The sequence below is a fragment of the Novosphingobium humi genome, assembly GCF_028607105.1.
Classification (GTDB): Bacteria; Pseudomonadota; Alphaproteobacteria; order Sphingomonadales; family Sphingomonadaceae; genus Novosphingobium; species Novosphingobium humi.
In genome coordinates, this window is sequence record NZ_CP117417.1 from 3,232,525 (window position 1) to 3,245,478 (window position 12,954).

The 12,954-nt window shown below is 63.3% G+C and carries 10 protein-coding genes; 6 read left to right on the plus strand and 4 right to left on the minus strand.

Annotated features, from left to right (window positions below):
- Positions 1-29 precede the first annotated feature (29 nt).
- Together PQ457_RS15140 and PQ457_RS15145 are read right to left on the minus strand one after the other, a co-directional pair.
- Positions 30-1,403 (minus strand): DUF5935 domain-containing protein, encoded by a 1,374-nt coding sequence (locus PQ457_RS15140; RefSeq protein WP_273617613.1) that lies wholly within the window; start codon positions 1,401-1,403, stop codon positions 30-32.
- A complete protein-coding gene (locus PQ457_RS15145; RefSeq protein ID WP_273617614.1) occupies positions 1,396-1,560 on the minus strand; it encodes a hypothetical protein in 165 nt (54 codons plus the stop codon). The genes PQ457_RS15140 and PQ457_RS15145 overlap by 8 nt, the downstream gene beginning before the upstream one ends.
- Before the next feature lie 149 nt (positions 1,561-1,709).
- Here PQ457_RS15145 and PQ457_RS15150 point away from each other — a divergent pair, with 149 nt between their 5' ends.
- From PQ457_RS15150 to PQ457_RS15170, 5 genes are all read left to right on the plus strand, one after another.
- The gene (locus PQ457_RS15150) at positions 1,710-2,939 is read left to right on the plus strand and encodes a TIGR04063 family PEP-CTERM/XrtA system glycosyltransferase (RefSeq protein ID WP_273617615.1); all 1,230 of its coding nucleotides are present in this window, start codon (positions 1,710-1,712) and stop codon (positions 2,937-2,939) included.
- A gap of 75 nt (positions 2,940-3,014) precedes the next feature.
- On the plus strand, positions 3,015-4,136 hold the full coding sequence (locus PQ457_RS15155) for a hypothetical protein (RefSeq protein ID WP_273617616.1): 1,122 nt from the start codon (positions 3,015-3,017) through the stop codon (positions 4,134-4,136).
- A 254-nt stretch (positions 4,137-4,390) separates the two neighbouring features.
- Positions 4,391-9,031: a glutamate synthase large subunit gene (gene gltB / locus PQ457_RS15160; RefSeq protein ID WP_273617617.1), complete on the plus strand. Its 4,641-nt coding sequence runs from the start codon at positions 4,391-4,393 to the stop codon at positions 9,029-9,031.
- Between the two features lie 23 nt (positions 9,032-9,054).
- Positions 9,055-10,491, plus strand: a complete 1,437-nt coding sequence (locus PQ457_RS15165; protein ID WP_273617618.1) for a glutamate synthase subunit beta — start codon at positions 9,055-9,057, stop codon at positions 10,489-10,491.
- Positions 10,492-10,608: 117 nt separating this feature from the next.
- Positions 10,609-10,809 carry a hypothetical protein gene (locus tag PQ457_RS15170; RefSeq protein WP_168603386.1) on the plus strand — a complete coding sequence of 67 codons (201 nt, stop codon included), beginning with the start codon at positions 10,609-10,611 and terminating at the stop codon, positions 10,807-10,809.
- 25 nt (positions 10,810-10,834) lie between these two features.
- On the opposite strand, the gene PQ457_RS15175 is transcribed toward PQ457_RS15170, so the two are convergent.
- Positions 10,835-11,488: an N-acetylmuramidase domain-containing protein gene (locus PQ457_RS15175; RefSeq protein ID WP_273617619.1), complete on the minus strand. Its 654-nt coding sequence runs from the start codon at positions 11,486-11,488 to the stop codon at positions 10,835-10,837.
- Positions 11,489-11,577: 89 nt separating this feature from the next.
- Entirely contained in the window at positions 11,578-12,264 is a 687-nt protein-coding gene (ung, locus tag PQ457_RS15180) for a uracil-DNA glycosylase (RefSeq protein ID WP_273617620.1), read from the minus strand.
- Between the two features lie 66 nt (positions 12,265-12,330).
- On the opposite strand from ung, the gene PQ457_RS15185 reads away from it, so the two are divergent.
- Positions 12,331-12,954, plus strand: coding sequence for a ribonuclease D (locus PQ457_RS15185; protein WP_273617621.1), 624 nt, complete (start codon positions 12,331-12,333; stop codon positions 12,952-12,954).

Consider the following 12,954-nt stretch of genomic DNA (forward strand, 5'->3'; position numbering starts at 1 on the left):
CCATCAACGCCGCCGCCATGATCAGCCGCTCAGTTGGCGCCAGCCGGGGCGTTTGTCGCCAAAGGTTCTGCTCCCGGCACCTGCATCCGGCGCTGGGCCACGGCCACGGGCGCGGTCTTGCGCCGCACCTGCTGCACCAGCGCAATCTGGAGCGCGATCAGCATATAGACGAAGGGCTGGAACGCGATGCCCACGAAAGCCGCGCCCAGCAGATAGACGAAATGCCCCTGCTGAAGCGCCAGCGCCAGGTCGGCATAGCGCCGATCGGACGGCGCATCGCTCTTGCGCAACCTGCGGCGCACACCCTCAAGCTGGATCAACCCACTGATCTGCAGCGTCAGCCACAGCGCCAGACCCGGCCAGCCCTGTTCGCCCAGCATCTCGAAATAGGCCGAGTGGAAGGCGCGGCCCTGATCGATGATCTTGGTCGAATTGCTGCCGAAACCGTCATCCTCGCTGGTGATGATCTCCAGCTTGTTGCCGCGGAACGAGTCGAACCCGCCGCCGAAAGGATGTTCGGCCGCATAGCCCAGCGTCCATTTCCACACCGCCAGACGCGTCGCGGCCGACTGGTCGGACTGGTTGTTTTCAATCGTGCCCATGCGGTTGGAAAAGCTGTTGGGCAGCAATGGCTGGACCAGCACCGCGGCCAGCGCCAGACCGCCGACATAGAGCCAGCGATATTTGACTGTCCGCATCATCAGCACCGCCAAAAGCCCTGCGCAGAGCAGACCGGTGCGCGCCTCGGTGCCGATGGGGATCAACAGGCCGGCAAAGGCCAGCCCATAGGCAAACAGGCGCGTTCGACTGTTGGCGGGAAAGATTGTGCCGTCGCGCGCCAGCCAGAGCGCCAGCGGAATGATCGCGATCGCCACGCAGGAAATGGTCGAGCCTTCATAAAGGCCGTTGTTGTCGTTGATGAACAGCTTGAGCGTGCCATAGCCGCCGCCGCCCGCCATGGTTTTGAGCGCGCCATCGATAATCAGCGCAGCTGCCGACAGCACCATCACCAGCGCGGCGGCCTCGATGCGCAATTGCGTGCGCAGCGCCAGCGGAAGGAACATCGCCCAGACCAGCGATTTCCACACCCACGACCATTTATCCGCCGCCTCGACGGGGAAATCGGCCGATTGCGTGGTGAAATAGCAATAAACCAGCAAAAGCAGCATCAGCACCTGACGGCCGCTGAAGCGCGCGCCCTGTTTGTTGTCGAAAAACAGCCAGCCGACCACCGCGAGAAAGAACACCACCAGCGAGAGCTGGACATTGGTGAGCAGCGCATAGGAAATCTTTTGCGGGGCGACGATATCGACATAGAGGAAGGCCAGCACCCAGATGAAGGGCTTGCGCAGCCCCATCAGCAGGATCAGAGCGACAAAGCCGGTCAGGAAAAGATCAAGCACGGCGCACCCTCCACTTGGCCTTCTTCTCGGGCCCGGCTTCCAGCGGCACCTCTTCTTCGGGCGCGGGGTCGCGGTCCAGATCCGCGCGCGTCAAAAGACGCAAGGCGACCAGCACCAGCAGTCCGTGGGTCAAGGCGATCGAGAAATAGTCAATCATCGAAGAGATGCCCTCTTTGCCTTTACTTCGCCTTTCGCGCGGCAACCAAGAATCGGCGGCCCGGAATCGGCAATGCGCCAGCCTTTGATCAGGGCATAGCAAGCAGCAGTTGACGGGACGTTAAGCCTTTATCACCTAGGAATTGCGCCATGACACGGATCCTGCACCTGCTCGACCACTCGTTGCCGCTGCACAGCGGCTATACGTTCCGCACCCGCGCGATCCTGAAGGCGCAGGAGGGGCTTGGGCTGGAGGTCCGCGGGGTGACGGGCCTGCGCCATTATGCCGACGGGCCGGATTGCGAAGAGGCCGAGGGCCTGACCTTTTACCGCACGCGCGGGCAGGCCAAAGGGCCGGTGGGCCTGCGCGAATGGCGCGAAATCGGCGCTTTTTCCCGCGCGGTGGAGCAGGTTTGCCGTGAATGGCGACCCGACGTGCTGCATGCTCATTCGCCCGCGCTGTGCGGAATGGCGGGGCTGCGCGTGGCAAGGAAGCTGGGCATTCCACTGGTTTATGAAATCCGCGCCTTTTGGGAGGATGCGGCGGTCGGCAATGGCACAGGGCGCGAGGGAGACATCAAATATATGCTGACCCGCACCCTGGAAAACCACGTGGTCAGCGGCGCGGACGCCGTGGTCACGATCTGTCAGGGGCTGAAGGGCGATCTGGTGGCGCGGGGCAATGATCCGGCGCGAATCACCATCATGCCCAATGGCGTCGATCTGGCCATGTTTGGTCGTCCGGTGGCGCGCGAATCGGCGCTGGCTGCCGAACTGGGGCTGGGAGACGGGCCGGTGATCGGCTTTATCGGCAGCTTTTACGATTACGAGGGCATTGACGATCTGATCGATGCGATGCCCGGCCTGATCGCGGTCCATCCCGATGCGCGGCTGCTGCTGGTGGGCGGCGGGCCGATGGAGGCGGCGCTGCGCGAGCGCGCCGCCGGATCAAGCGCGGCCCATGCCATCCGCTTCATGGGCCGTGTGCCTCATGCTCAGGTCGAGCGTTACTATGCGCTGTGCGACATCATGGCTTATCCGCGCAAAAAGAGCAGGTTGACCGATCTGGTCACGCCCCTCAAACCGCTGGAGGCCATGGCGCAGGGCAAGCTGGTGGCGGCGAGCGACGTGGGCGGGCACCGCGAATTGATGGAGGACGGCGTGACCGGAACCCTGTTTACGCCCGACGATCCGGCCGCCTGCGCGGCGGCGCTGGCCGGATTGCTGTCCGATCGCTCAAACTGGCCGCAAAGGCTTGCGGCGGGGCGCGCTCATGTGGAAAATGCGCATGACTGGGCCACCAATGCGAAGCGTTATCTCAATGTTTACCAAATGCTGACACCAGATAAGGGTGTAAATCCGAAAAGCGAGGCGGCATAACACCCCGATTCGCCCCGGAATACACCGGAAAAGCACATATCGAACACGCAACGGGCAGGACGTAAGGGCGCGACTTTGGCAACGAAGCACACTTCTGCGGGACAGGGCTGGCAACAGGGCTGGCAGGGCATCACCCATCACCCGTTGTTCGCCACGGTTGTGCCGGTGTGGCTGGCGGCCACATTCGCCCTTTCCACCCTGGCGGTCCGCGGCGAGCTGATCGAGCGGATCGTGCTTTCCACCCAGCTTGACCTGATCCTGCCGATGGCGACGCCTCCGCTGGGCACGACGGCACGGCTGCTGCTGGCGGCCGCCTTCGGGCTGGTCGGCGCCCTGCTGGGCTGGCTGGCCGTGCGGATGCTGGCCCCGCGCGGCGCCTTTTCCCAGACCGGATGGCAGCAGGCCCGCCGCGAAAAGACCAGTGAAGCGGCCTCTCTGCGCCGCCGCAGCGCCGATGCCCATCCCGATTTCCCCGCGCGCCAGCCGATTCAGGCCCACGCCGAATTGGGTGCACACGGTTTCGACGATGCCCCCTCGCACCAGCCCGTCTCCGAACCGGCCGCCGCGCCCGGACCGCAGATGAGCGAGGCCGCCTCAGGCCCCAGCCATGCTCCGCCCCCGCCGGTGGCCGAGACATGGCAGGTGCTGCATGATGTGCCGCCGCCGCCGCCGCCCGCCGAGGAACCCTCGTGGGACTGGAGGCCGCAGGAGGCCGTGGCGGTGCTGGAACGGCCGGTGGTGGAGAGCAAGCCTGTAGAGGCCGAGACCTTGGCCCAGGCCCCGACCATTCAGCCTTTCCGCTTCTTCACGATCGCCCCCGATCCTTTGGAAACGGTCGAGCAGGCCGAATCGCCCGCCGAGCCGGTTGCCGTGGTGCCTGTGGCCCCCGCCCCGGTCGCGGCGGACGAAAAGGCCCCTGAGATGACGGCGGCTCCTGCCCCGGCCCCCAAGAGTTGTGCGGGCTTCCCCTCTTTGACGCTGGACGGCCCAAGCGCGGCCGACCATATCGCCTCGGCCTCGCTCGATTCGCTCAGCCATGTCGAGTTGCTCGCCCGGCTGTCGCTGGCCCTGCAACGCCATCACAACGCCGCGCAGGAAACCAAAACAGTCACTTGCGAGCCTGCGTTGGCCCCCGCCCCCGATGGCACGGGCGATGCGCTGCGCGCCGCGCTGGCCTCGCTGCGCGACGTTAAATAGTTTCCCCACATCCCACCCCGGCGCATGATTACACCGACAAAAGGCGCGTAAACGGCAAATCCTTTCGTCAGAAACGCGCCAAATACGCCGTTTGTGTCCTTTCGCGGTTGCAAAAGCTGCGTTCTGACGCCATGGGGCATGATGCGTCATCTCCCCCGCGCCTGCGCGGGCAGGGGATTCGCGCTCCAGATACACGGGTTCAGGTTGCGCCCTGCCAGAGAAGGCAGAGGGCGCGAGATTGGGATAGATAATCGATGGGATTTCCAGAGCCCCAGGGCCTCTATGATTCGCGTAACGAGCACGATGCGTGCGGCGTAGGTTTTGTTGCCCATATCAAAGGCGAAAAAAGCCACGCCATTATTACGCAGGCACTGGAAATTCTGAAAAACATTGACCATCGCGGCGCGGTGGGCGCCGACCCGTTGCTGGGCGACGGTGCGGGCATCCTGATTCAGATCCCCGACGCGCTGCTGCGCGACTGGGCCAAGGGTGCGGGCCTGACCCTGCCCCAGCCCGGCGATTATGCGGTGGCCATGTGCTTCCTGCCCCGTGATGAGGGCAGCCGCAATTTCGTGGTCGAATATTTCGAAAAGTTCATCGCCAAGGAAGGCCAGACCCTGATCGGCTGGCGCGATGTGCCGGTGAACATCGAGGGTCTGGGCAAGGCCGTGCTCGAATCGATGCCGGTGATTCGCCAGTGCATCATCGGTCGGGGCGAACATTGCGCCGATCAGGATGCGTTCGAGCGCAAGCTGCTGGCCATCCGCAAGCAGACGCAGAACCCGCTGGCCGCTCTGGCCGAAAAGCATGGTCTGCCGGGCCTGACCGAACTGTATATGCCCAGCATCTCGACCCGTACCATCGTGTACAAGGGTCTGCTGCTGGCCACGCAGGTCGGCAGCTTTTACCCCGACCTCTCGAACCCGCTTTGCGTTTCGGCGCTGGGTCTGGTTCACCAGCGTTTTTCGACGAACACTTTCCCGAGCTGGAAGCTGGCGCATCCGTTCCGCTTCATCGCGCATAACGGCGAGATCAACACGGTTCGCGGCAATGTGAACTGGATCAACGCGCGCCGCCGCTCGATGCAGTCGGAACTGCTGGGTCCCGACCTCGACAAGATGTGGCCGATCATCCCGCATGGCCAGTCCGACACGGCCAGCCTCGACAATGCGCTCGAACTGCTGGTGGCGGGCGGCTATCCGCTGGTCCATGCGATGATGATGCTCATCCCCGAAGCATGGGCGGGCAACCCGCTGATGGATGCCAAGCGCCGCGCGTTCTATGAATATCACGCCGCGCTGATGGAGCCGTGGGACGGTCCGGCCGCCGTGGCCTTCACCGATGGCCGCCAGATCGGCGCGACGCTGGACCGCAACGGTCTGCGCCCCGCCCGCTTCCTCGTCACCGACGATGATATGGTGGTGATGGCTTCGGAAAGCGGCGTGCTGCCGATTCCGGAAGAGAAGATCGTGCGCAAGTGGCGCCTGCAGCCGGGCCGCATGCTGCTGATCGACTTTGAACAGGGTCGCATCATCGAGGACGAGGAAATCAAGGCCAGCCTCGCCAATGCCGAGCCTTATGAGGAATGGCTGGAATCGGCCCAGTACAACATCAAGGATCTTGATGTCGTCGAGCCCGAACTGGCCCAGCTGCCGGTGGAAACCACCACGCTGCTCGATCGTCAGCAGGCCTTTGGCTATACGCAGGAGGACGTGTCCAAGTTCCTCGAACCGATGGGCCGCAATGGCGATGATCCGATCGGCTCGATGGGCACCGACACGCCGATTGCCGTGCTGTCGCGCAAGTCGCGTCTGCTCTATGACTATTTCAAGCAGAACTTTGCGCAGGTGACCAACCCGCCGATCGACCCGATCCGCGAGGAACTGGTGATGTCGCTGGTGTCGATGATCGGTCCGCGCCCCAACCTGCTGGGCAAGGAAGCGGGCAGCCACAAGCGTCTGGAAATCGACCAGCCGATCCTGACCAACGAAGACGTGGCCAAGATCCGCAGCGTGGAAGCAGCCCTTGACGGCGCGTTCCGCACCGCCACGGTCGACACCACCTGGGACGCCAAGGCGGGCGCCGAAGGTCTGGAGCAGGCGATCAAGGAAATGTGCTGGGCCGCAACCGAAGCAGTGCTGGCCGATCACAACATCCTGATCCTGTCCGACCGTGCGCAGGGCCCGGATCGCATCCCGATGCCCGCCCTGCTGGCAACGGCAGCGGTGCACCATCATCTGGTGCGCCAGGGTCTGCGCATGCAGGCGGGTCTGGTCGTGGAAACGGGCGAAGCACGCGAAGTGCATCACTTCTGCGTTCTGGCCGGTTTCGGCGCCGAAGCGATCAACCCCTATGTGGCCTTTGAAACGCTGGAAGACATCCGCGTGAAGAAGGAAATTCCGCTCGACGCCAAGACGGTGAAGAAGAACTATATCAAGGCGGTGGGCAAGGGCATCCTGAAGGTCATGTCCAAGATGGGCATCAGCACCTATCAGTCCTATTGCGGCGCGCAGATCTTTGACGCCATCGGTCTGTCGAGCAGCTTTATCAACGCCTATTTCACCGGCACGGCCACGACCATCGAGGGCGCGGGCCTGAAGGAAATCGCGGAAGAAACCGTGCGTCGCCACGCGGCGGCCTATGGCGACAATCCGATCTACAAGAACATGCTCGATGTGGGCGGCATCTACGGCTATCGCATCCGTGGCGAGGAACACGCCTGGACGCCTGCCAACATCGCCAGCCTGCAGCATGCGGTTCGCGGCAATGTTCCTGAAAAATATAAGGAATTTGCCGAGACGATCAACGATCAGTCACAGCGCAATCTGACCATCCGCGGCCTGCTGGACTTCCGCAAGGCCGACAAGCCGCTGGATATCAGCGAGGTTGAACCGGCCAGCGAAATCGTCAAGCGTTTCGCCACCGGCGCGATGAGCTATGGCTCGATCAGCTGGGAAGCGCACACCACGCTGGCGATCGCCATGAACCGTATCGGCGGCAAGTCGAACACGGGCGAAGGCGGCGAGGATCCGATCCGCTTCAAGCCGCTGGAAAACGGCGATTCACTGCGTTCCTCGATCAAGCAGGTGGCATCGGGCCGCTTTGGCGTGACCAGCGAATATCTGGTCAATGCCGATGACATCCAGATCAAGATGGCCCAGGGCGCCAAGCCCGGCGAAGGCGGCCAGCTGCCCGGCGACAAGGTCGACAAGACCATCGGCAAAACCCGCCACTCGACCCCGGGTGTGGGCCTGATCAGCCCGCCGCCGCACCATGACATCTATTCGATCGAAGACTTGGCGCAGCTCATTCACGACCTGAAGAACGTGAACACCGGCGCGCGCATCTCGGTCAAGCTGGTGTCGGAAGTGGGCGTGGGCACGGTGGCCGCGGGCGTTTCCAAGGCGCGTGCCGACCATGTCACGATCTCGGGCTATGAAGGCGGGACCGGCGCTTCGCCGCTGACCTCGCTGACGCATGCCGGTTCGCCGTGGGAAATCGGTCTTGCCGAGACGCAGCAGACGCTGATGCTCAACAACCTGCGTTCGCGCATCTGTGTTCAGGCCGACGGCGGCCTGCGCACGGGCCGCGACGTGGCGGTGGCCGCGCTGCTGGGCGCCGACGAGTTCGGTTTTGCCACTGCGCCGCTGATCGCTGCGGGCTGCATCATGATGCGCAAGTGCCACTTGAACACCTGCCCGGTGGGCGTGGCCACGCAGGACCCGGTGCTGCGTGCTCGCTTCACCGGCCAGCCTGAGCATGTCATCAACTACTTCTTCTTCGTGGCCGAAGAACTGCGCGCCATCATGGCGGAGATGGGCTTCAAGACCCTCGCCGAAATGGTGGGCCGCGTGGACCGTCTGGAGCCCAAGCGCGCCATCGCGCACTGGAAGGCCGAAGGCATCGACCTCTCGCGCCTGCTGCACAAGGTTCCCGATGGCATTTCGCCCAGCCTGAACTGGAGCGAGACGCAGGATCACGGTCTGGCCGGCGCGCTGGACAATGACCTGATCGTCGCGGCCAGCGATGCGCTGATCGAGGGCAAGGCCGTGCGCATCGAGCGCAAGGTCATCAACGTCAACCGCACGGTCGGCGCGATGCTCTCGGGCGAGGTGGCCAAGCGTTATGGTCATGCGGGCCTGCCCGACAACACGATCCATATCGCGCTGACCGGCACGGCGGGTCAGTCTTTCGGCGCCTTCCTCGCGCATGGCGTGACGCTGGAGCTGACGGGCGACGGCAATGACTATGTGGGCAAGGGTCTGTCGGGCGGCCGCGTGATCGTCAAGCAGCCGGACTACGTCAACCGCGAGCCGACCCAGAACATCATCGTGGGCAACACGGTGCTCTATGGCGCGATCAGCGGCGAGGCCTTCTTCTCGGGCGTGGCGGGCGAACGCTTCGCGGTGCGCAATTCGGGCGCGATTGCCGTTGTCGAAGGCACGGGCGATCACGGCTGCGAATATATGACCGGCGGCGTGGTCGTCGTTCTTGGCAAGACCGGGCGCAACTTTGCGGCCGGCATGTCGGGCGGCGTGGCCTATGTCTATGATGAGGATGGCAACTTTGCCGATCTGGTCAACCCGGCTCAGGTCGACATCCTGCCGGTCAGCGCGGCGCGCGATGAAGAGGATGGCGCAGGCCGTCCGCAACAGCGCACCGTTTCGGTCTATGACCTGGGCATGGGCGACATGCTGCGCCACGATGCCGAACGTCTGCGTATTCTGCTCGAACGTCACAAGCTCCACAGCGGCAGCAAGCGCGCCGCCGCCTTGCTGGAAGATTGGGACAACGCGCTGGCCAAATTCGTCAAGGTCATGCCGCGTGATTATGCCAAGGCGCTGCGCAGCTTTGAGGCTGAGCGTCTGGCCGCAGAAACTGTGGCCGCAGAATAAGTTCGAGAAGGAAGGAAATACACATGGGCAAGGAAACCGGCTTTCTCGAGCTTGACCGTCAGGACCGCACCTATGCGGACCCGAAGGAGCGCGTGAAGCATTACAAGGAATTCGTGATCCCGCATGCCGAGCCTGCGCTCAAAGCCCAGGCCTCGCGCTGCATGAATTGCGGCATTCCCTATTGTCACAACGGCTGTCCGGTGAACAACATCATCCCGGACTGGAACCATCTGGTCTATGAGGGCGATTGGCAGAATGCGCTCGAAGTGCTGCATTCGACCAACAATTTCCCCGAGTTCACCGGCCGCATCTGCCCCGCGCCCTGCGAGGCGGCCTGCACGCTGAACATCATCGACCAGCCGGTGACGATTAAGTCGATCGAATGCGCGATCGTCGACAAGGGCTGGGAAAACGGCTGGATCACCGCGCAGGTGCCCGCCAGGAAGACCGGCAAGTCGGTGGCCGTGGTGGGTTCGGGCCCGGCGGGTCTGGCCGCGGCCCAGCAACTGGCGCGTGCGGGCCATTCGGTCACGGTGTTTGAAAAGAACGACCGCGTGGGCGGGCTGATGCGCTACGGCATCCCCGACTTCAAAATGGAAAAGCACCTCATCAACCGCCGCATGGTGCAGATGGAGGCCGAAGGCGTGGCCTTCCGCACCTCGGTCGAGGTGGGCGTGCATGTTTCGGTCGAATCGCTGAAGGAAAACTTCGACGCCATCGTGCTGGCGGGCGGTGCGGAAGATCCGCGTCCGCTCAACATTCCGGGCTATGAAATGCAGGGCGTGCGCTTTGCCATGGAATTCCTGACCCAGCAGAACAAGCGCGTGGCGGGCGATGATGAAATCCGCGCCGCGCCGCGCGGCTCGCTGACCGCCACGGGCAAGCATGTCGTGGTGATCGGCGGCGGCGACACGGGCAGCGACTGCGTCGGCACCTCGAACCGTCAGGGCGCCCTGTCCGTCACGCAGCTGGAAATCATGCCCCAGCCGCCGGTGAAGGAAAACAAAGCGCTGAGCTGGCCGAACTGGCCGCTCAAGCTGCGTACCTCGAGCAGCCATGAAGAAGGCGTCTCGCGCGAATTTGCCGTGCTGACCAAGCGCGTGGTGGGCGAAAACGGGGTCGTCACCGGCCTCGAATGCGTCCGCGTCGAATGGGAAAGCGGCAAGATGGTCGAAGTGCCGGGCAGCGAATTCACGCTCAAGGCCGACCTGATCTTCCTCGCCATGGGCTTTGTGGGTCCGCGCAAGCAGGGTCTGCTCGATCAGGCGGGCGTCGAATTGGACGCGCGCGGCAATGTGAAGGCCGACACCAACAATTATCGCACCAGCGATGACAAGATCTTTGCCTGCGGCGACATGCGTCGTGGTCAGAGCCTTGTCGTCTGGGCCATCCGCGAGGGCCGTCAGGCCGCCCGCGCGGTCGACGAGGCGCTGATGGGCGTGACGGAACTGCCCCGCTGATAGGGCACGCAAACGGGTAGAAAGAAGCGCCGGCGGGGCATCCTGCCGGCGCTTTTTCTATGGAGCAGAGGGCAGGCCATGGCGTAGAATGCCGAAAACAAACCGGAGTCGATGCCCATGTTCCTCGACACACGCGATCCCTGGCCTCCGCCCGACCCGTGGAGCCCCCCGCCCCGCCGAGACCGGCCCGAACTGGGCAAACGGCGCGAGGGGGTGATGCTGTCGCTGGTGGGGATCAATCTGCTGCTGCTGTTTATCGCGCCGATTGCCGGGATCACCTTTTTCGACATCGCCCTGGCGCTCTGGCAGAGGTTTTAGGGCGGCCCCAAACCGCCGCCCTGCCTCACTTCATCGCGGCGGCCAGCTTGGTGTGATAATCGAACTGCACATAGCCGGGGCCGTTATAGGCCTTGGCAAAGGCGCGGCAGGTTTCCGGATTGGTGGACAGCGCGGCCATTTCATCCTGCAATTTGTTGGCCTCGATATAATGGACCAGCAGAAGGTAATGCCCCGCCTCGGACGCCACGGTGGACAGGGCCAGCGCATAGGGCGAGGCATAGTCGAAATCGTCCCAATATTCGCCCAGCACCTGAAATTTGCCCCATGAGCAGGCCATGAAGGCCGCATCGACCGCGCCGGTGACGATGGCGCCCAGCAATTTGTCCCAGCTGCTTTCATTATAGCCGCCCACTTGCGGGTTGCTGAAGCTGCATACCGAATATTTGCCGCCGGTATATTTGTGGAATTTGTGGCGTTCGAACAGGATCTTGGGGCGATTGTCCTTGTCGAACCCGCTGCCGGCGGCCTCGACCTTGGCGACGGCGGCCAATTGTTTGACCGACACGCCCAGCCGCGCGGCGAAAGTCTTGATCTTGTCGGCATTGAGCGGAGATGTGTTGGCACTGGTGAAAGTGCTTAGCAGGGCTTTACGAGACAAGTCACCCCAGACGCCATCGGGTTTTGCGCCAATAGCTTTCTGCAAATCGATGATGTTCATGGCCATCCCTTTCAAGAGCAGATGGCCATAGTGTGAATAATTGATCCTATGTAGGCAATGATTCCTTGGCGAATGTTGGAAACTTCTTTTTAGAGCGACCAATCGATCGGCGAACGTCCAACAGATTCAAGAAATTCGTTGGCCTTTGAAAAATGACGGCTGCCGAACCAGCCGTTATAGGCCGAGAGCGGACTGGGATGCGGGGCCTTGAGCACCAGATGCCGTCCATCATTCAGGCCCGGCACGCGCGCCGCCTTTTTCTGGGCATGGCTGCCCCAGAGCATGAAGACGCAAGGGTTCGCCCCCTTCGCCACCGCCGCCACGCAGGCATCGGTAATCGCCTCCCAGCCCTTGTTCTGATGCGACCCGGCCTGCCCCTGCTCCACGGTCAGCGCATTGTTGAGGAGCAGCACCCCCTGACGCGCCCAGGCGGACAGATCGCCATGGGCGGGCGGATCAAAGCCGATGTCGGTTTTCAGCTCCTTGTAGATGTTGACGAGGCTTGGCGGAATGCGCACGCCCTGCTGCACGGAAAAGCTCAGCCCATGGGCCTGTCCCGGCCCGTGATAGGGGTCCTGCCCCAGAATCACCACCTTGACCTCATCGAGCGGCGTCAGGTCCAGCGCCGCCAGCCTTTGCCCGCGCGGAGGGAAGATCACCTTGCCCGCAACCTCCTCGCTTTTAAGAAAACCGCCCAGCCGCCGCGCCTCGGGCGTGGCGAGCACGCCATCCAATGCCCCGCGCCAACTTGTGGGAACTGCGTCACTTGCCGTCATAATCTGCCTTCCCGCCGCTTTCAGGGCTTTTCAGGTCGCCCGCTTCGTCCTAAGCATTTTGGCACAATGGCTGTCTATCTCCACGAAGAAGATCTCCCCGAAGGCGTGCTGGCTCCCGGCCCGATTGCGGTGGATACCGAAACCATGGGCCTCATCACGGCCCGCGACCGGCTGTGCGTCGTGCAAATTGCCGACGGGCGGGGCGACGAACATCTCGTCCGCTTCAAGCCCGGCAGTTCCTATGACGCGCCCAACCTCAAGGCCGTGCTGGCCGATCCCGAGCGGGTGAAGATCTATCACTTTGCCCGTTTCGACATTGCCGCGATCCGGCACTATCTGGGCGTGGTGGCGGCGCCCGTGTTCTGCACCAAGATCGCCAGCAAGCTGGTGCGCACCTATACCGACCGGCATGGCCTGAAGGATCTGGTGCGCGAATTGCTGGGCAAGGAATTGAGTAAGCAGCAGCAGTCGAGCGACTGGGGCGGCGCGGACCTGTCCGATGCCCAGCGCGAATATGCGGCCAGCGACGTGCGCTATCTGCATGCCGCCCATGCCATTCTGGTCACGCGGCTGGAGCGCGAAGGGCGCACCGCGCTGGCGCAGGCCTGTTTCGACTTCCTGCCTGCGCGGGCGGAACTCGACTTGGCCGGATGGCCTGATCACGACATCTTCAGCCACATGTCGGCCTGA

What these genes read in the sequence shown, in the direction of transcription:
- gltB (WP_273617617.1), top strand. Translation starts at nt 4,391, where the DNA reads ATGGGATTTCCAGAGCCCCAGGGCCTCTATGATTCGCGTAACGAGCAC.
- PQ457_RS15170 (WP_168603386.1), top strand. Translation starts at nt 10,609, where the DNA reads ATGTTCCTCGACACACGCGATCCCTGGCCTCCGCCCGACCCGTGGAGC.
- PQ457_RS15165 (WP_273617618.1), top strand. Translation starts at nt 9,055, where the DNA reads ATGGGCAAGGAAACCGGCTTTCTCGAGCTTGACCGTCAGGACCGCACC.
- PQ457_RS15145 (WP_273617614.1), bottom strand. Translation starts at nt 1,560, where the DNA reads ATGATTGACTATTTCTCGATCGCCTTGACCCACGGACTGCTGGTGCTG.
- PQ457_RS15175 (WP_273617619.1), bottom strand. Translation starts at nt 11,488, where the DNA reads ATGAACATCATCGATTTGCAGAAAGCTATTGGCGCAAAACCCGATGGC.
- PQ457_RS15185 (WP_273617621.1), top strand. Translation starts at nt 12,331, where the DNA reads ATGGCTGTCTATCTCCACGAAGAAGATCTCCCCGAAGGCGTGCTGGCT.
- ung (WP_273617620.1), bottom strand. Translation starts at nt 12,264, where the DNA reads ATGACGGCAAGTGACGCAGTTCCCACAAGTTGGCGCGGGGCATTGGAT.
- PQ457_RS15150 (WP_273617615.1), top strand. Translation starts at nt 1,710, where the DNA reads ATGACACGGATCCTGCACCTGCTCGACCACTCGTTGCCGCTGCACAGC.